This window comes from Streptomyces sp. NPDC002790, assembly GCF_040295505.1.
Classification (GTDB): Bacteria; Actinomycetota; Actinomycetes; order Streptomycetales; family Streptomycetaceae; genus Streptomyces.
The window spans coordinates 202,238-219,587 of record NZ_JBEOVM010000001.1; the positions used below are offsets into that span (position 1 = coordinate 202,238).

Sequence of the window (17,350 nt, forward strand, 5' to 3'; positions counted from 1 at the left end):
CGTGCTCCGCGCACGCTACGGTGGAGCCACCTTTAGGCAGGCAGAGCACAGGAAGAAGCCAGGAAACAGCGCCGCGCGAGGCGCGCACACTTCCTGCGTACGACGAGGTGGGGGCAGATCAGCGCCATGGCACAGGGCTCGGTCCAGGTGACGCACACCAGCACTTCGCGGTGGCGGCGCCGCACGGGTGAGTACGCGTCGCTGGCCGCCGCGCTTGAGGCGGCGACCGACGGCGACGTACTGACCGTGGCCCCCGGTACGTACCGGGAGAACCTGGTGCTGCGGCGGGCCGTGACGCTGCGTGGCCCCGAGGGCTCCCCCGGTTCCGTGCGGATCGCACCGGCGGACGGTGTCCCCGTGACCGTACGGGCCTCCGCTACCGTGCGTGACCTGCACGTCGAAGGGCAGGACGCGGCGTCGCCCGCGCTGCTCGTCGAGGAGGGCGCCCCGGAGATCGTCGGTGTCCGCGTGGTGACCCGGTCCGCGGTCGGCGTCGAGGTGCGCGGCGGCGCCCGGCCCATGGTGCGCCAGTGCACCGTCGACAACCCCGGCGGCATCGGCATCGCCGTCCTGGACGGCGGGGGCGGCGTGTTCGAGGAGTGCGAGGTCGTCGCCGCCGGGCAGGCGGGCGTCGCGGTGCGCGGCGGCGCGCATCCCCGGCTCGAGCGCTGCCGGGTGCACCACACGTCGGGTGCGGGCCTGTCCGCGACCGGCGAGCACTCCGGCCTGGAGGCCGTGGGCTGCGAGGTGTACGAGGTCAAGGGTTCCGGTGTGCAGATCACCGGGCGGGCCGCCGCGCACCTGACGGACTGCGATGTGCACCGCACGACGGGGGACGGCGTCACGCTCGACACGGACGCGGTGCTCACCCTCGCCGACTGCCGTGTGCACGACGTCCCGGAGAACGCGATCGACCTGCGCTCCCGGTCCGTGCTCACCCTGACCCGTTCCACCGTCAGCCGGTTCGGGCGCAACGGGCTTTCGGTGTGGGACCCCGGCACGCGCGTGGACGCCAACCAGACCGAGATCCACGACAGTACGGGCGACTATCCGGCCGTCTGGGTCAGTGACGGCGCGACCGCCGTGCTCGACTCCTGCCGGGTGCACGACGTGCCGGACGCGCTGTTCGTGCTCGACCGCGGCTCGCGCGTGGACGTCGTCGACAGCGACCTCTCCCAGGTGCGCAACACGGCCGTGTCGGTGAGCGACGGGGCGACCGCCCAACTAGACGACTGCCGCATCCGCGAGGCCGCCACGGGCGCCTGGTTCCGCGACCACGGCAGCGGCGGCACGCTCGCCAACTGCACCGTGGACGCCACGCAGACCGGCGTGATCGTCACGAAGGGCGCGGACCCCACGATCGAGCGGTGCACGGTCACCTCGCCCGCCGAAGCCGGCTTCTACGTGTCCGCGGGCGGCCGGGGCAGCTTCCACGGCTGCCGGGTCGCGGACAGCGGCGGCTTTGGATTCCACGTCATCGACGGCTGCCGTACGAGCCTCAAGAAGTGTCGTACGGAGCGGTGTTCGCGCGGCGGCTACGAGTTCGCCGAGGACGGGCCGCTGATCGAGGACTGCGCGAGCGACGAGAGCGGCGGCGTGCGCGCCGGCGCGGCGGCGGCCCCGCAGCCGGCCCTCCAGACCGCGACGCAGACCGTCGGCCTGCTCAGCGCCGTGCCCGACCAGCGGCCCGTGGCGGCGCCCCAGGAGCCCGCTCAGGAGTCCCGCACGTCCCAGCGCGTCCTCGGCGAACTCGACGCGCTCGTGGGCCTGGAGAGCGTCAAGCGCGAGGTGCGCGCGCTCACCGACATGATCGAGGTGGGCCGCAAGCGGCAGGAGGCGGGCCTCAAGGCGGCCTCCGTGCGGCGGCACCTGGTGTTCACGGGCTCCCCTGGCACCGGCAAGACGACGGTGGCACGCCTGTACGGCGAGATCCTCGCCTCGCTCGGCGTCCTCGGCCAGGGCCACCTCGTAGAGGTGTCCCGTGTGGATCTGGTCGGCGAGCACATCGGCTCCACCGCGATCCGCACTCAGGAGGCCTTTCAACGGGCCCACGGCGGTGTCCTGTTCATCGACGAGGCGTACGCCCTGTCCCCCGAGGACTCCGGGCGCGACTTCGGCCGCGAGGCGATCGACACGCTCGTGAAGCTGATGGAGGACCACCGCGACGAGGTCGTCGTGATCGTCGCCGGCTACACGGCGGAGATGGAGCGCTTCCTGTCCACCAACCCCGGTGTGGCCTCTCGCTTCTCACGGACCATCACGTTCTGCGACTACCAGCCCGAGGAACTGCTGCGCATCGTGGAGCAGCAGGCCGACGAGCACGAGTACCGGCTGGCCGACGGGACGCCGGAAGCACTGCTCAAGTACTTCACGGTGCTCCCGAAGGGGCCCGCCTTCGGCAACGGCCGCACCGCGCGGCAGTCGTTCGAGTCGATGGTGGAGCGGCACGCGGGCCGGGTCGCCCAGCTCGACGCGCTGGACACCGACGCCCTCACGCTGCTCTACCCGGAGGACCTGCCGGAGCTGCCCTGAGCCTCGGCCTGCTCTTGGTCTCCCTCCGGTCGTTGCTGCGGTACGCCCGGCTTGAGGCGGGCGAGCAGCCGGGCGCGCTCCTCGGCGAAGACCGGGTCGGCCTGGTAGTCACCGTGGCCCAGGATCGGTGCGGGGAGCGGGTGTTCGGCCGTACGCCCGTAGGCGAGCGGGTCGAGGAGTGCCTTGTGGTCGACCTGGGGGCCGCAATTGCCCGGCAGGTTGATCGGCCCGCCGATAGGGTCGGTTTTGCGGTGCAGATTGCGCCAGCAGTCGACCTGGCGGTGCAGCGAGGCCAGCGCCTCGGGCCCGAACTGGGCGGGGAACCAGCGCCCGTACAGCCGCTCGAGCGGCGATCCGTAGGTGAGCAGTCCGACGCGCTTCCTTACGGAGGGGTGCAATTGCCAGGCGGCCGCCGCCGCGAGGACGCTGCCCTGTGAGTGCCCGGACAGGATGAGCCGGCCACCGGTGGCCTGCGTCCAGGTGGCCATGCGCCAGGTGAGGTCGGGGACGGCGCGCTCGGCGTAGCACGGGGGCGCGAAGGGATGCGCGGCGCGCGGCCAGAAGGTGCCCACGTCCCACAGGATGCCGATGGTGCGGCGTGCGGAGGCGTCCTTGTAGGCGCGGCGTCCCCAGGTGACGAACAGTATGAAGCCCAGGCCGATCAGCCAGGAGCCGAGCGCCTGCGCGGAGTCCGCCGCCCCCTGTACGACCGCGTACGAACCGCGGGCCGCGCTCCCCGGCACCTTCCCTGTGGTCCAGGCGCCGACCACGGCGAGGACTCCGAGCAGCAGCGCCACCGAGGCTACGACGCCGATCATCTCCGGTGCCTTGTCGGTGAGGGCGGCACGCGCGCGTGTGCCCGCGATGCGTGCCGTACGGGCCGCGTCCGGGGGTTCGGCGGTGGCGCCCGGCTTCTCGTCGAGGTGGTAGTCGACAGCCACTTGAGCGGTCTCGCGCTTCTTGATGCGGGCCGTGCGCAGAGCGAGCGCTCCGCACAGGACGGCGAGGACGATCAGCAGCGGCGGGATGACGGAGGCCTGCCAGGTCAGCAGCATGGGCGGGCCCTTGATGAGGCCGCTGGTGCCGTCCAGCCAGTCGGCGACGCGCTGCGCCACGCCTCCGGTCATCACGCCGCCCAGCGCGCACGCGAGCATCGCGGTGGCGGGCCCGCCGAGGCCGCGCAGGGCGGTGCGCGGGTCGCGGGCCGTGCGGTAGATGGCGTGCGCGACGAAGGCCAGGGCGACCACCAGCGCGCCCTGGACGAGGACGATGCCACCGAAGCTCGTGTCCCCGGGCAGCCGGCCGGAGGACTGCCAACCGGGTCGCGACCAGGCCGCGTACACCATGGTCACGACGAGCAGGGCGAGCGCCGCGTAGGGCAGGGCGCGCACCACCGTGCGGTCCAGGGTGTCGTCGACCCGGTTCTCGCTGCGGCCGCGGTGCACGATCACACCGATGACGGCGAGGGTGCCGAGGACCAGCGCGCCCACGATCGCCCACCCCAGTACGTCGAGCAGGACCGGCCCCCCGGACTCCCGGTCGAAGCGGGCCGCGGACGTGCCGACGGCCGCGGCCACCGTGAGCAGCGCGGCCGCGGTGTGCGCCGAGCGCAGGCGGGACACCAGACGCCGCCCGTACCAGAAGCCGGGCCTGCCGAGCGCGTTGTCGATCTCGCCGTCGGTGGGCTCGGGCATGTGCGGCAGCGGGCGCTGAGCCTCGTACGCGCTCCAGGTGCGGTGCGAGAGGTACCAGAGCAGGACGGCGAGAGCGCTCGGGACGAGCGAGGCGAGGGCGAGCCGGCGGCCGGGCTGGCTCCACCAGCCCTCCGCGAGGAAGCCCAGCCAGGCCCGCTGCTCGGCGCAGGCGGGCGTGCCCGCGCACTGCCAGGCCGTCAGGTCCAGGGCGACCTCGCACGCGGCGCCGACCAGCAGCACCGTGAGCGTGAGCGACAGGAGGCGGACGAGCAGGCCGTAGAGGCGTACGGTGCGGGACCTGCGGCGGGCGTTGGGGCGCATCCAGTGCGACAGGTTCACCACCATGAAGGGGAGCAGCAGCAGCCACAGCGCGCGTGATCCGTTGCCCGAGGTGAGGTTGCACCACACGTACGCCTCGGGGACGGGCTTGCCCCGGTAGTCGTCGGGGCGCGCCTCCGCGTCGGCGTCCTCGCCGCGCCGGAAGACGGCCGCCGTCTCGTCGCCCGACACCCGCACGGGCTGCGGGTCGTCGAGCATCTCTTGAGGAGTGGTGCCGCCGACTCCGTGGACGAGGAGTTCCAGGGCGGTCTCGTCCGAGGTCATGGGCGGTGTCGCGGAAGGCGTCGGCGTCGGCTCCGCGGCGGGGCCGTTCTGTTGTTCGTGCTCGTGCGTCGTACTCATGTGTCCCCCGTTTCTGAACACGACCAGGATCCCGGCCTGGCGCCCCCACGGGCACCCCTCGTCACGGAATCTCCCCGAGGCACCCCGCCCCATTCACCCCGTGTCGCCCCCGTCGCGGCGCAGGTCGGCAGCGCGGGCGGTGGTCCCGGTGTCGGTGGCGCGTGCGAGGATGACGAGAAAGCGCTGGCCTGTACGGCGGTGGTGACAGGCGGGACGAGCCGAAGGGATCCGACGGACGTGAGCGAGAATCAGAACCTCCTCGCGGAGCAGCGCCGCGCCCTGATCGTCGACGAGGTCCGTCGGCGCGGCGGCGTCCGGGTCAACGAGCTGACCAGGAAGCTCGGTGTCTCCGACATGACGGTCCGGCGCGATCTGGACGCGCTGGCCCGGCAGGGCGTCGTCGAGAAGGTGCACGGCGGAGCGGTCCCGGTCGTCGAGGCCAGTACCCATGAGCCCGGTTTCGAGGCCAAGTCGGGCCTGGAGCTGACCGCCAAGGAGGACATCGCGCGCGCCGCGGCTCCGCTGGCCGCGCCGGGCACGGCGATCGCGCTCTCCGGTGGTACGACGACGTTCGCGCTGGCCCAGCAGCTGCTCGATGTACCGGACCTGACGGTGGTGACCAACTCGGTGCGGGTGGCCGATGTCTTCCACGCCTCGCAGCGCGGTGCGGCGTCCCGGCAGGGGGCGGCGACGGTGGTGCTGACCGGTGGCGTGCGCACGCCGTCGGACTCGCTGGTGGGCCCTGTCGCCGACCAGGCGATCGAGGCGCTCCACTTCGACGTGCTGTTCCTCGGGGTGCACGGGATAAGCCCGGAGGCCGGCCTGTCCACGCCGAACCTGGCGGAGGCGGAGACGAATCGGCGGCTCGTGCAGTCCGCGCGGCGGGTCGTCGTGGTGGCGGACCACACCAAGTGGGGGACGGTGGGGCTGAGTTCGTTCGCCTCGCTCGACCAGGTGGACACGTTGGTGACGGACGGCGGGTTGCCGGTCGAGGCGCGGGCGGAGGTCGCCGAGCACATGCGGCTCGTCGTGGCCGGGGAGCCGGAGGCTGAGGCTGAGGCTGAGCCGGAGGACGGTACAGACATCTGACGGTGCGCCAGTTATGGTGACCGGGACCGGTCACGTCACTTGGAGTACGTCAACTCGGCCACTGGTGGCGCCTGTTGGGCCGGGCGTCGCGTCCGCCGATTCAACCGTTGGGGGCTGAACCTTCATGGCACGCCGTCTTCTCCCCGTCGAGCTCGACTTCGTCGACAGTGCGCCGCTGCGGCTCGTGTTCGCCCGTGAGGTGTCGGCTTCTCCGGATGCCGTGTATCGGGCGCTCGCCGAGGATGTCGTCGGGTGGCCCGAGTGGTTCTCCGCGGTGACGCTGGCGCGGCCGTTGGACGGTGGGGCTCGGCGGGAGGTTCGGCTCAAGGGTGGGACGCGGTTCCTGGAGACGATCGTCGCCGCGGAGCCCGGTGAGGTCTACGCGTATCGCGTTGACGAGACGAATGTGCCGGGGCTGCGGGCGATGGTGGAGGAGTGGCGGATCGAAGGGGTTCCCGGTGGGGGGTCTCGGGTGCGGTGGACGTTCGCGGTGGATGCGGGGGGCGCGGTGCGGGTGGGGATGAGACTTGGGCGGGGTGGGCTCGGGAAGGCGTTTCGCGATGCGGTGGGGGCGCTTGACCGGCGGGTGGCTTCGGCGGCGGCGTGATGGTGCGGTCGACCGGGGTTGACGCCTCGGGGGCTCTGCCCCGGACCCCGCTGCTCAATCGCCGCAGGGGCTTGATTTTGCCGGACCGCCGCCCGCGAAGCCCACGCACACGCTCGATGCGCCCGCCCGGGATCAGTCCGTCCACTCCCCCGTCTCCAGTAGGCGCGTGATTGCCTCGGCGTATGGGGTGATGTTCAGGGACTGCCGGCGGAGCCAGGCGTCCGAGTAGTACTTGTCCAAGTAGCGGTCGCCCGGGTCGCAGAGGAGGGTCACGACGCTACCCGTGCGGCCCTCCGCCACCATTTCCGCGATGATCTTGAGGGCGCTCCACAGGCCCGTACCCGTCGAGCCGCCCGCTCTGCGGCCGATGGCCGACTCCAGGGCGCGGACCGCGGCGACGCTCGCCGCGTCGGGGACCTTCATCATGCGGTCGATGGCGCCCGGCACGAAGCTCGGTTCCATGCGGGGGCGGCCGATGCCCTCGATGCGGGAACCGCAGTCGCTCGTCGCGTCGGGATTGTCGGTCGTCCAGCCCTCGAAGAAGCAGGAGTTCTCGGGGTCCGCGACGCAGATGCGGGTGTCGTGCTGCATGTAGTGGACGTAGCGGGCGAGCGTCGCGGAGGTGCCGCCGGTGCCCGCGGTGGCGACGATCCAGGCGGGCTCGGGGTAGCGCTCCAGAGCGAGTTGGCGATAGATCGACTCGGCGATGTTGTTGTTCCCGCGCCAGTCCGTGGCCCGCTCCGCGTACGTGAACTGGTCCATGTAGTGGCCGCCGGTGCGAGAGGCGAGGGCCGCCGACTCCGCGTACATCGTTCGGGAGTCGTCCACGAAGTGGCACTGGCCGCCATGGAATTCGATCAGGCGGCACTTCTCGGCGCTGGTCGTACGCGGCATCACCGCGATGAAGGGGACGCCGATCAGCTTCGCGAAGTACGCCTCCGAGACCGCCGTCGAGCCGCTCGACGCCTCGATGACGGGGCGGCCCGGGCGGATCCAGCCATTGCACAGGCCGTAGAGGAAGAGCGAGCGGGCCAGGCGGTGCTTGAGGCTGCCCGTGGGGTGCGTCGACTCGTCCTTGAGGTAGAGGTCGATGCCCCACTGCTCGGGGAGCGGGAAGAGCAGCAGGTGAGTGTCGGCCGAGCGGTTGTTGTCCGCCTGTACCTTGCGTACCGCTTCTTTGAGCCACTCACGGTAGCCGAGGTCCGTGTGGTCGACGTCGAGCGTCGGGAGGGCGCCGGATGCCGCGCCCTCGCCCGTGGGCCGACCTTGTTCCGTGGTGCTCACCGCTTGGCTCCTTCTCGTCGTGCCCGACCATCGTTCCGCGCGCCGGTCCGGAACGCCGACGACAGCCGGACACCACGATCATAAGCACCTTGCGCACGCTTCTCACCTGCATAAATGCATCTTTGAGCGTCTCAAAGGAACGCCTGGGAGAGAGACGGAACACGCGCCCGGGACGCCGGGAGAATCCGGGAACGTACGTGCGAGGGGGGCGCACGAAGAAGTTGCCCCCGCTGCTTCACAGCGCGTCCACATGCGCACTGGTGCTCCTGGCCAGGTGCGTGCAGACTGCACCGCAGACACGCACTCGAGGGGGCGAAACGGCATGGCGGAGCCGGAGTTCACGGCGACGGGTGTGCGCATCGGCCGGCGCCTGCGGTCACTGACCCGGGCGGGGCAGGTCCGGATCGCGGGCGGCAGGCTGGAGTTGCTCACGAGCTACGGGAGCGAGATCGACAGCGCTCCACTGGGTGAAGTCCGGGCGGGCAGGCCGTGGTTCGGTGCCGAGGACCGGGCGATGGCCGCCGTGGACGGGCGGCGCTATCTGCTGCACCTCGGCGGACAGGGCGGCGCCGCCGGGCCACCCGCGGCCCGGCGGTTCATCGAGGCCGTCCGCGCCGCCACCTCGCACACCGGATAGCGCACCGTCTGCGCAGCGAACCCCCGGCGAAGTTGCACGCCCACGCCTCCTGAGTAACGCTGGTCACACATCACTACTCAGGGTTTACCGGCGATAACGCTGCGAACCAGCCCGCCGGACACGGAGCGGGCAGTCCTGTCACAGCGCAGTCGCACCGCTCGATCCGTTTTCGTCTTCTTCCGGACTCAATTTCGGGGAGTCGTAGCCGTGATCAGCCAGCCGAACAGGCATTGCACGGTGGAGCTCCAAGCCCTGCCGTCGCGGATAGGTCAGGTCCGCAGAATCGTATCGGCGCAGTTGCGCTACTGGCATCTCGATCCGTTGATCGAGATGGCCGCGCTCTGTGTCACCGAGCTTCTGACCAACGTCCACCGGCACGCCGAGCCGGACAAGCTCTGCACCGTGGAGATCGAGCTGCTCAGCGGCACGCTCACCGTCTCGGTGCACGACCACGACCCGAGGCTCCCCGAGGTACGGGACGCCGACCCCCTCGCCACCTGCGGCCGCGGACTCGCGATGATCGCCGCGGTGAGCGACAGCTGGGGTGTGCGGCCGCACGGCGAGGACGGCAAGGTCGTCTGGTTCGCCCTGCCGGCGCCCGCCCCCGCGATGGCCATCGCGCCGTACCCGGTGTACGCGACGCAGCCCGCGCACCGCACGGACACGCACGAGCGCACGGTGTCCCCGCATGCTCCCGCCCGGTCGGCCGTCGCAGGCTGACCGGGCGGTGATCACCAAAGGTACGTCGCACACTCGGCAGCTCACTCGGTGGCGATGGCCCGCAGTACGTCCAGGCGTGCCGCCCTGCGGGCGGGGCGCAGGCCCGCGAGGGCGCCGGCGGCGAGCCCGACGAGGGCCACGATCGCCAGCCGGCCCGGCGGCAGCGCGAACGCGAAGGCGCTGTCGCTCGCCCCGTCGGACGCCTTCACCAGGACCCAGCCGAGGAAACCGCCGAGCACGAGCCCGCCTGCCGTGCCGAACGCGGCGACCAGCACCGACTCCCAGCGGACCATCGCCCGCAGCTGCCCGCGCGTCTGGCCGACGGCGCGCAACAGGCCCAGTTCCCGGGTCCGTTCGTGCACGGCGAGGGTGAGGGTGTTGGCGATGCCGAGCAGCGCGATGACGACGGCCAGGGCCAGCAGCGCGTAGACGAGCGTCAGCATCATGTCGATGCCGGACGCGGAGGACTGTGCGTACGCGTCACGGGTCTGCACATCCGGATTGCCGTACGCCGCCGCGACCTTCTCGACCGCCTTCGTGCCGTCGGCCGCCGAGACACCGTCCTTGAAAGTGACGGAGACGAGCCTGTCGGCGTCCTGCGTGCGGTGCGGTGCCCAGGCCTCGCGGGAGATCACGTAGTCGCCCGCGAGCTCGGACTGCCCGTACACCGCGCGGACCGAGAACGGCGCCTTCGCGCCGTCGGTGAAGGCGAGCCGTGCCGTGTCGCCGACCGCGAGGTGCTGCTGGTCGGCCTCGGCGCGGGTGATCGCGATGCCGTTCTTGCCGAGGCCGTTCATCGAGCCGGTGACCGTGCCGAGGTCGAAGGAGTTCGCGAGGGCGGCCGGGTCGGTGACGGTGAGGGCGCGGCCCTTGCCGTCGACGTCGGCGACGCCGCTACCGAGGCCCACCGCCGTGGCCACCTCGGGCCGCTCGGCGATCGCGGGCGCCAGTTTCGGGCTGAGGCCGCTGCCGCCCGCGCCGAACGACGGGGTGGATACGGCTACGTCGCCCGCGAAGGAACGGTTCACGGTCTGGTCCATGGTGGCCTTCAGCGAGGCACCGAAGACGGTGAACAGGGAGACGACCGCGACGCCGATCATGAGGGCGCTCGCCGTGGCGGCGGTGCGCTTCGGGCTGCGCAGCGCATTGCGCCTGGCGAGCCCGCCGGTGACACCGCGCAGCCGGTCGAGCGGCGCGCCCAGGGCCCGTACGGCGGACGTGGACGCGACAGGGCCGAGCACGACGAACGAGGCGAGTACCAGCACAGCGCCGACGCCCGCGAGGGTGATCGACGGGGACACCAGTACGCCTGCGAGGGTCGTCGAGATCGCGGCCGCGCCCAGCACGCCACCGAGGACGGCGCGGCGCCGCGAGGCACCGGAGTCGTCGACGGCGCTTTCGCGCAGAGCGGCCAGCGGTGCGGTGCGTCCGGCGCGCAGGGCGGGCAGCAGGGCCGAGCCGACGCACACCACGATGCCGACGGCCAGCGGCAGCAGCATGGAGAGCGGGCTGACCACCAAGTCCCCTTCCGGGAACGGGAATCCGATGGCGGGAAACAGCGCCTGGAGCCCGGCCGCAATGCCGATGCCGCCCGCGAGCCCGGCGGCCGAGGCCACCACGGCGACCGCGGTCGCCTCCACCAGGGTCGCCGTGGCGATCTGCCGGCGGGCCGCGCCGAGCGCCCTCAACAGGGCGTTCTCGCGGGCACGTTGGGCCACGACGATGGCGAAGGTGTTGTGGATGGAGAAGGTCGCGACGAGCAGCGCGACGCCGGAGAACACGAGGAGGAAGGTAGTGAACAGGGTGAGGAACTGGCCGGAGATCATGTCGGTGTTCTCCTGCGCCGACTCCTCGCCGGTGATCGCCTCAACTCCCTTGGGGAGCCTGCCACTCACGGAATCGACTAGCTCCTGCTGGCTGACGCCGGGCCCCGCCCGCACCTGGATGGTGGACGCCTCCCCCGGCTTCGGGGTGAGGTACTTCTCGGCGTCGGCGCGGGTCATGCCGGTGAAGGTGGTCTGCGCCATGCCGTCCTCGCCACCGAAGGTGGCCAGGCCCACGATGGTGACCTTCACCGGGTCGGGTGTGCGCAGTGTGGTCGTGTCACCGACCTTCAGGTCGCCGGTCTTCGCGGCGCCGCGGTTGATGACGACCTCGCCGCTCTTTTGCGGAGTGCGGCCATCGGCGAGCCGGTACGCGTTGAGCTTCGGGTCGTCGATCCAGTTTCCGGCGAGGGTGGGCGGGCCCTGGCCGCCGATGGGTTTGCCGTGGGCGTCGACGAGTTGGCCCGCGCCCTGGATGTTCGGCGCCGCCGCGGCGACGCCCGGCACCTTCGCCAGATCGTCGGCGAGCGAGGCGTCCACCGGGCGGCGGGTGCCCTGGCTCTCGCCGGGGGTGGTGATCACGTTGCCGGAGCGCACGACGGCGTCGGTGCCGCTGCTGGCGCCCGCGAACATCGAGTCGAAACTCGCGCGCAGGGTGTCGCCCATGACGAGCGTGCCGGCGAGGAACGCGACGCCGAGCAGGACCGCGCTGAACGTTCCGGCGAAGCGCCGCTTGTGGGCGCGCAGCGAGGTGAGGCTGAGGCGCACGGAGGCGTTCATGACGAGCCACCGCCTTCAGTGGGAGGAGGGCCGTCGAAGGCCTTCATCCGGTCGAGGACCCGGTCCGCGGTCGGCCGTTCCATGCGGTCGACGAGGCGGCCGTCCGCGAGGAAGACGACCTCGTCGGCGTGGGCGGCGGCGACCGGGTCGTGGGTGACCATGACGACCGCGCGGGAGGCCTGGCGGGCGGCGTCGCCGAGGAGTCGGAGCACCTCGCCGCCGGAGCGGGAGTCGAGGTTTCCGGTGGGTTCGTCAGCGAAGACGACATCGGGGCGGCCCGCGAACGCCCGTGCCACGGCGACGCGTTGCTGCTGCCCACCGGAGAGTTCGGCGGGCCGGTGGTGCAGCCGGTCGCGCAGCCCGACGACGTCCACGAGCGCGTCGAGCCACTCGCGGTCGGGGCGCTCGCCCGCCAGGTCGATCGGGAGGGTGATGTTCTCGGCGACGTTCAGCGTCGGTACGAGGTTGAACGCCTGGAACACGAACCCGATGCGGTCGCGCCGCAGCAGGGTGAGGCGTCGGTCGTCGAGGGAGCCGAGGTCGGTGTCACCGATGTACGCGGCCCCTTCGGTAAGGGTGTCGAGGCCCGCCGCGCAGTGCATCAGGGTCGACTTCCCGGAGCCGGACGGGCCCATGATCGCGGTGAACCGTCCGGCGCGGAAGCCGACGCTCACGCCGTCCAGTGCGCGGACGGCGGTGTCCCCGGAGCCGTACACCTTGACGGCGTTGTCGACGCGCGCGGCGAGGGTGGTGGGGGTGAGCGTCGTGGCGGTGCTCATGACGCGCCGCCCTTGCCGGACTTGCGGTCGGTGCCGGTGTCTGTGCCGTAGTGGCCGAACTCCTCGTTCAGTACGGTCAGTCGGCGCCAGTACTCGTCCTCGTCGATCTCACCGGCGGCGAAGCGGCGGCCAAGCACGGCGATCGGCGAGTTCTCGTCGAGGCGGGTGCGTAGGCGGGGGTCGCCGGGGCCGGAGCCCCAGGGTCCGCGTCGGCCGCGCCAGACGGTGCGGCGCAGCAGGGTGACGACACCGACGATGACGGCCGCCCAGATCAGCGGGAAGAACAGGATCCACGGGCCGGGGCCGTTGCCGGGGCCGAATTCCGCGAGGGTCTGCATCCGACTCATCTCCTCTTGTTCCGGTGGCGCCGGACCGGTGTGCCGGGCGTCCACTTGTGGTGATGACTCGAGCGTCCCGCCGGGAGGGGGTCCGGGTCGTCGTACGGCCAGCGGCACTGTGTGTACCTCCGCGGGAGTACGTGAGCGGTGTGGGGCTGCTCCTGGGCGCCCGGCTGCCCCTGACACGGGTCAGGGTCGGACCAGGGGTGCGTCCGGGGCGGCCCCCATGGTGAAGGGGCGCCGTCCGGCCGGAAGATCGGGTTGTGCGGACTTCGAGACGAGACACCTTCAGCCGGCGGTTCATGTTCAGCGGCCTCGGCCGCCGGCTCGCACCCTTGGTGTGGACCACCGTGGTCGTGGCCATGATGGCGGCGCTACTGGCTCCTCGGGACACCGACCCGGGACTCAGCCAACTGTCCCTCACTGTCAGCGACTTCGCGGCGCTGGACCGCGGCGGGCCGATCGAGACCGCGATGGCCTCGCTCGGCGTGGTCTCGCTGCTGCTCCTGGTGGTGGCGAGAAAGCGGCTCGCGGCGATACGCGGGCTGCCGTCCGTGCTGCTGGCCATCTGGGGTGCGGGTCTGGTGCTCGCGGCCGTGGCGCCCACGGATCCGCTCACCACGCAGCTGACCGGTTCCGCATATGTGCACCGCTACGCGTCCGTCGCGGCGTTCGCGGCGCTGCCGACGGCCGGTCTCGTCCTGGCGGGGCGGCTCAACTCCACGGCGGGGCGTACGTCTTGGTGGCTGCGCACGCTGTCCCTGCTCGCGGTGGTCGGGGCCGGGGTGATGGCCTATTCGGCGGGGCCGGGTGGCCGGGAGCTGATCGGGCTTGTGGAGCGGCTGATGCTCGGGTGCGAGGTCATCATGGTCGGCGTGCTCGGCCGGTACGTTCAGGGCCTGGTTCCGGGCACGGGTGGGATCGAGGGGGTGCCAGAGAGCGGACCCCAGGTCACGCATTGAGTCTGCAGGCGCATCTGCTCCGCGAGCGCGATGTGCCGCGCGGCGGCCCCGTCGGGCGGCTGACGATGGACCCGGACGTGATCACCAGCGACGAGCTGCGGTCGCCGGTCACCGGTCACCGGTCACCGAGACGATCGCGTACGTCGAGAGCCGGATCGCCGAGATCGCCCAAGAGGCCCTGGAAAGCGGCGAGTTGGCGGCCCGCCTGGTGCCGCGCGAGATCGCGGCGGCGGTCGTGGCGACCGTCCAGGGTGGCTACGTGCTGGCGCGGGCATCGGGTGATGCGGCGGCGTTCGACGCGGGGGTACGCGGGCTGCTCGCGCTCCTCTCCCAGCCCGAGCGGGCGAGCCCGCCGCGTGGGCAGTAGTGGTGAGCGGGAACGTCCGCCCCGCCGTCACCCCCCGCTGAGCGCCCCCAGCGGATCGTCCAGGACCGGTTGCCAGGCCAACTCCGCTGCGCCCACCAGGCTGTTGTGGCTCAGGGTCGAGGCCAGGATCGGGACGCTGCCGCTGCGGCCCCACAGGCTGCGGTCCGCGACCACGGCGCGCAGGCGCTCGGGGTCGGCGTCGAGGAGGGTGCGGTGGAGGCCCCCGAGGACGATGCGGTCCGGGTTGAGGATGTTGACCAGGCCGGCGAGGCCGAGGCCCAGGCGGTCGATCAGCGCCTCGGTCGCCGCGCGGACGGCCGGGTCGTCCTTCGCGTCGGCCAGCAGGTCGCGGGCCTGGGAGAGGAGCGAGCCGCCGGGGTCGGGGGTGCGGCCCGCCGCGGTGAGGAAGGCGAGCGGGTCGGCCTCGACGTCGAGGCAGCCGCGACTTCCGCAGTGGCAAGGGCGGCCCTCGGGGTTCACCGTGAGGTGGCCGACCTCGAGGGCGAGGCCCGAACTGCCGGTGTGGAGGTGACCGTCGAGGACCAGGGCCCCGCCCACTCCGCGGTGGCCGGTCGCCACAAGCAGCAGGTCGCGCGCGCCGCGTCCAGCGCCGTGGCGGTGCTCGGCGAGCGCGCCCAGGTTGACGTCGTTGGCCGCGAACGCCGGGACGTCCAGGCCCGCTTCCCGTACGCAGTCGGTGAAGATCTGCCGCACCGGCGCGCCCACCGGCCAGGCCAGGTGGAGGGGATTGAGGGCCGTGCCGTCGGGTTCGGCGACCGCGGAGGGGACGGCGAGGCCCGCGCCCACGCAGCGTCGGCCCGTGGATTCGAGGAGCTGGACGCCCGCCTCCACCAGGGAACGCAGTACGTCCGCCGGGTCCGGGTCGATGATCTCGCAGCCCGGCGTGGTGGCGACGATGCCGCCGCCGAGGCCGACGAGCGCCGCCCGGTAGCCGTCGGAGTGGACCTGGGCGGCGAGTGCCACCGGTCCGTCGTCGGCCACCGAAAGACGGTGCGAGGGGCGGCCCTGGGAGCCGGACGCCGCGCTGGGCTTCGCGTCGATGCGGATGAGGCCGAGCGCCTCCAGCTCCGCGGCGACGGCGCCCGCCGTCGCGCGGGTCACACCGAGCTCGGCGGTCAGCACGGCGCGGGTGGGAGCCCGCCCGGTGTGGACGAGTTCGAGCGCGGGACCGAGCGCGCTGCGCCCCCGCTCCAGACGGGGTGGCCGCCCGGCCGTGTCGCCCGCCGTGTGGCCCCCGGCCCCGGAGGCCGCCTTGCCGCCGCCCATCAGCAACTCCTCGCCCTGATCACGCTCAGGAATGGTAGCCGGTCGGCGCCGCCCGAACCGATCCCCGCTACAACCCGCTGACCCGCAACGTGATGTTGAGCCGCCCGGTCAGGCCGAGTCCGGGCGGCGCCGTCCCCGGCTCGGTCCTCGGCACACCGTGGTACGCGAACCGCGAGTCGCCGCCGAACACGAACAGGTCCCCGCTGCGCAGCTCGACGTCCGTGTACGGCTTCGTACGTGTCTCGGTGTTGCCGAACCGGAAGACGCAGGTGTCACCGAGGCTGAGGGACACCACCGGCGCCGCCGACTTCTCGTCGCGGTCCTTGTGCATGCCCATGTGGGCATCGGTGTCGTAGTAGTTGATCAGGGCGATGTCGTACGGGTCGCCCTCGCAGGACTCACCGTAGGCCGCTGCCACCGCGCGTCGGCCGAGCGCCTCCAGCTCCCGCGGCATGGGCTTCACCGTCTCGCCGTCACCGTCGACCGCGGTGCGCGCGTACCCGTACGGAAACCAGTGCCAGCCGAGGCCGAACTGCCGCACGCTCATCCGGCCCCCGCCCGGCAGCCGCACATCGCGCAGGCCGGCGGGCGGGCGCGCCCATGTCCGGCACAGCTCGATGAGGCACCGCTGCTCCCGCTCGTCGAGCCAGTCGGGGACGTGGACGGCGCCGGGGGCGACCTCCGTGCGGTCGCGGGCGAACAGTTCGTTCATGGGTCCAGTGTTCCCGAGAGCGCGGGCGTTCCCGTAGTCCGCGGGTCAGTACGGCCGGAGCTTCCCCTTCTCCGCCGCCTTCCCCGGTCGCGTCCCCGTCCCCTTCGGGTACGCGATGTGGTCCGGGTCGCCGTCGGACGTGTAGCGGGTGAGCTTTCCCGCGGACAGCTGGTCGAGCCAGTGTTCGGAGCTGTAGTTCGCGTCCTTGCCCTTGGCGGGGGCCGAGCGGATACGCGGGATCGCGGCCGGGTCGAAGGAGTCCGCGTACGGCGAGGGGGCGGGGTTCGCGCCGACGAGGTAGACGCCCTTGTTCTTGTACGTCGTGCCAGAGGCGCTGCCGGTCAGGGCGAGGTCGGCGGGCTCGGGCTGGATGCCGTACGGGAGGGCGAGGGAGCGGACGTCCGTGCCGGGGACGTCGCGCTCAATGGAGCGCTGCCCCTCGGCGATCTGGGCGCGCGCCTTGGCGGTGCCGCTCTGCGCGAGGTTGGCGTGGTCGAGGGTGTGGTTGCCGATCTCGAAGCCGTTCTTGTTCAGCCAGGTCAGGGCCTTCTTCTGGCCGGTGGCGGCGAAGGCGTCGCCGTTCACGAACAGGGTGGCGCGGGCCTTGAAGCGCGGATGCTCCCGGGCGACGGCGCGCAGGACGCCGACCGCGCAGTCGTCGGTGGGTTCGCCGTCGGCGCCGAGGCGGAGCTGGCTGTCGGTGGAGTCGTCGAAGGTGAGGACGACCGGGTGGGCACCGGCCGGGATGTCGATCTTCCCCGTCTCATACGCGCCCGCGGTCACGGGCACGTACCCCTCGCGGGCGAGGCGTTCCAGTTCGGTGCGCAGCTCCTTGGGTGTCCGGTCGTACGCGCTCTTCGGGTGCTCGAGGATCTGGTGGTACATGAGCACCGGCACGGCGCCCAGCTCGTTGGCGTGCACCTTGTCCGGCGCCGGAGGTTTGGCCGGTTTCGCCGCCCCGGAAGGGTGTCCGGACGTCGGGGAACGGGAAGCCTGCCGGTCACCGGCGGACTCCGGGGCCTTTCCCCCCTCATCCGACGCATCGCTCCCGGTACCGC

General features: G+C 72.2%; 15 protein-coding genes. 7 read left to right on the forward strand and 8 right to left on the reverse strand.

Annotated elements, in window-relative coordinates; translation table 11 throughout:
* Window positions 1-126: 126 nt before the first annotated feature.
* Window positions 127-2,532: a right-handed parallel beta-helix repeat-containing protein gene (locus ABT004_RS00930; RefSeq protein ID WP_351330495.1), complete on the forward strand. Its 2,406-nt coding sequence runs from the start codon at window positions 127-129 to the stop codon at window positions 2,530-2,532.
* On the opposite strand, the gene ABT004_RS00935 is transcribed toward ABT004_RS00930, so the two are convergent.
* Window positions 2,502-4,907, reverse strand: coding sequence for a hypothetical protein (locus ABT004_RS00935; protein WP_451186881.1), 2,406 nt, complete (start codon window positions 4,905-4,907; stop codon window positions 2,502-2,504). The genes ABT004_RS00930 and ABT004_RS00935 overlap by 31 nt on opposite strands.
* Before the next feature lie 237 nt (window positions 4,908-5,144).
* On the opposite strand from ABT004_RS00935, the gene ABT004_RS00940 reads away from it, so the two are divergent.
* Complete coding sequence (locus tag ABT004_RS00940) at window positions 5,145-5,996, forward strand: DeoR/GlpR family DNA-binding transcription regulator (RefSeq protein WP_351330496.1); 852 nt, start codon at window positions 5,145-5,147, stop codon at window positions 5,994-5,996.
* A 124-nt stretch (window positions 5,997-6,120) separates the two neighbouring features.
* Window positions 6,121-6,603 carry an SRPBCC family protein gene (locus ABT004_RS00945; RefSeq protein WP_351330498.1) on the forward strand — a complete coding sequence of 161 codons (483 nt, stop codon included), beginning with the start codon at window positions 6,121-6,123 and terminating at the stop codon, window positions 6,601-6,603.
* A 132-nt stretch (window positions 6,604-6,735) separates the two neighbouring features.
* Here the strand turns inward: ABT004_RS00945 and ABT004_RS00950 are convergent, their stop codons facing one another.
* A complete protein-coding gene (locus tag ABT004_RS00950; protein ID WP_351330499.1) occupies window positions 6,736-7,887 on the reverse strand; it encodes a PLP-dependent cysteine synthase family protein in 1,152 nt (383 codons plus the stop codon).
* A 322-nt stretch (window positions 7,888-8,209) separates the two neighbouring features.
* Here ABT004_RS00950 and ABT004_RS00955 point away from each other — a divergent pair, with 322 nt between their 5' ends.
* Both ABT004_RS00955 and ABT004_RS00960 read left to right on the forward strand, forming a co-directional pair.
* Complete coding sequence (locus ABT004_RS00955) at window positions 8,210-8,524, forward strand: hypothetical protein (RefSeq protein ID WP_351330501.1); 315 nt, start codon at window positions 8,210-8,212, stop codon at window positions 8,522-8,524.
* A gap of 207 nt (window positions 8,525-8,731) precedes the next feature.
* The gene (locus ABT004_RS00960; protein WP_351330502.1) at window positions 8,732-9,244 is read left to right on the forward strand and encodes an ATP-binding protein; all 513 of its coding nucleotides are present in this window, start codon (window positions 8,732-8,734) and stop codon (window positions 9,242-9,244) included.
* A gap of 41 nt (window positions 9,245-9,285) precedes the next feature.
* On the opposite strand, the gene ABT004_RS00965 is transcribed toward ABT004_RS00960, so the two are convergent.
* From ABT004_RS00965 to ABT004_RS00975, 3 genes are read right to left on the reverse strand one after another with little or no spacing between them, the layout of a single operon-like run.
* Window positions 9,286-11,847 (reverse strand): ABC transporter permease, encoded by a 2,562-nt coding sequence (locus ABT004_RS00965; RefSeq protein ID WP_351330503.1) that lies wholly within the window; start codon window positions 11,845-11,847, stop codon window positions 9,286-9,288.
* On the reverse strand, window positions 11,844-12,626 hold the full coding sequence (locus ABT004_RS00970) for an ABC transporter ATP-binding protein (RefSeq protein WP_351330505.1): 783 nt from the start codon (window positions 12,624-12,626) through the stop codon (window positions 11,844-11,846). Before ABT004_RS00970 ends, ABT004_RS00965 begins: the two co-directional genes overlap by 4 nt.
* Window positions 12,623-12,964 (reverse strand): SHOCT domain-containing protein, encoded by a 342-nt coding sequence (locus ABT004_RS00975; RefSeq protein WP_351330507.1) that lies wholly within the window; start codon window positions 12,962-12,964, stop codon window positions 12,623-12,625. The genes ABT004_RS00970 and ABT004_RS00975 overlap by 4 nt, the downstream gene beginning before the upstream one ends.
* A gap of 263 nt (window positions 12,965-13,227) precedes the next feature.
* Here ABT004_RS00975 and ABT004_RS00980 point away from each other — a divergent pair, with 263 nt between their 5' ends.
* The gene (locus ABT004_RS00980; RefSeq protein WP_351330508.1) at window positions 13,228-13,926 is read left to right on the forward strand and encodes a DUF998 domain-containing protein; all 699 of its coding nucleotides are present in this window, start codon (window positions 13,228-13,230) and stop codon (window positions 13,924-13,926) included.
* Window positions 13,880-14,293 (forward strand): TetR family transcriptional regulator C-terminal domain-containing protein, encoded by a 414-nt coding sequence (locus ABT004_RS00985; RefSeq protein WP_451186876.1) that lies wholly within the window; start codon window positions 13,880-13,882, stop codon window positions 14,291-14,293. The genes ABT004_RS00980 and ABT004_RS00985 overlap by 47 nt, the downstream gene beginning before the upstream one ends.
* A 27-nt stretch (window positions 14,294-14,320) precedes the next feature.
* Here ABT004_RS00985 and ABT004_RS00990 read toward each other — a convergent pair whose 3' ends face one another.
* From ABT004_RS00990 to ABT004_RS01000, 3 genes are all read right to left on the reverse strand, one after another.
* Entirely contained in the window at window positions 14,321-15,580 is a 1,260-nt protein-coding gene (locus ABT004_RS00990; protein WP_351330510.1) for an ROK family protein, read from the reverse strand.
* A gap of 67 nt (window positions 15,581-15,647) precedes the next feature.
* Entirely contained in the window at window positions 15,648-16,292 is a 645-nt protein-coding gene (locus ABT004_RS00995; RefSeq protein ID WP_351330511.1) for an alpha-ketoglutarate-dependent dioxygenase AlkB family protein, read from the reverse strand.
* 45 nt (window positions 16,293-16,337) lie between these two features.
* Window positions 16,338-17,213, reverse strand: coding sequence for a polysaccharide deacetylase family protein (locus ABT004_RS01000; RefSeq protein WP_351330513.1), 876 nt, complete (start codon window positions 17,211-17,213; stop codon window positions 16,338-16,340).
* Window positions 17,214-17,350 lie beyond the last annotated feature (137 nt).

What these genes read in the sequence shown, in the direction of transcription:
- ABT004_RS00935 (WP_451186881.1), bottom strand. Translation starts at nt 4,907, where the DNA reads ATGAGTACGACGCACGAGCACGAACAACAGAACGGCCCCGCCGCGGAG.
- ABT004_RS00975 (WP_351330507.1), bottom strand. Translation starts at nt 12,964, where the DNA reads ATGCAGACCCTCGCGGAATTCGGCCCCGGCAACGGCCCCGGCCCGTGG.
- ABT004_RS00955 (WP_351330501.1), top strand. Translation starts at nt 8,210, where the DNA reads ATGGCGGAGCCGGAGTTCACGGCGACGGGTGTGCGCATCGGCCGGCGC.
- ABT004_RS00990 (WP_351330510.1), bottom strand. Translation starts at nt 15,580, where the DNA reads ATGGGCGGCGGCAAGGCGGCCTCCGGGGCCGGGGGCCACACGGCGGGC.
- ABT004_RS00995 (WP_351330511.1), bottom strand. Translation starts at nt 16,292, where the DNA reads ATGAACGAACTGTTCGCCCGCGACCGCACGGAGGTCGCCCCCGGCGCC.
- ABT004_RS00965 (WP_351330503.1), bottom strand. Translation starts at nt 11,847, where the DNA reads ATGAACGCCTCCGTGCGCCTCAGCCTCACCTCGCTGCGCGCCCACAAG.
- ABT004_RS00930 (WP_351330495.1), top strand. Translation starts at nt 127, where the DNA reads ATGGCACAGGGCTCGGTCCAGGTGACGCACACCAGCACTTCGCGGTGG.
- ABT004_RS00970 (WP_351330505.1), bottom strand. Translation starts at nt 12,626, where the DNA reads ATGAGCACCGCCACGACGCTCACCCCCACCACCCTCGCCGCGCGCGTC.
- ABT004_RS00945 (WP_351330498.1), top strand. Translation starts at nt 6,121, where the DNA reads ATGGCACGCCGTCTTCTCCCCGTCGAGCTCGACTTCGTCGACAGTGCG.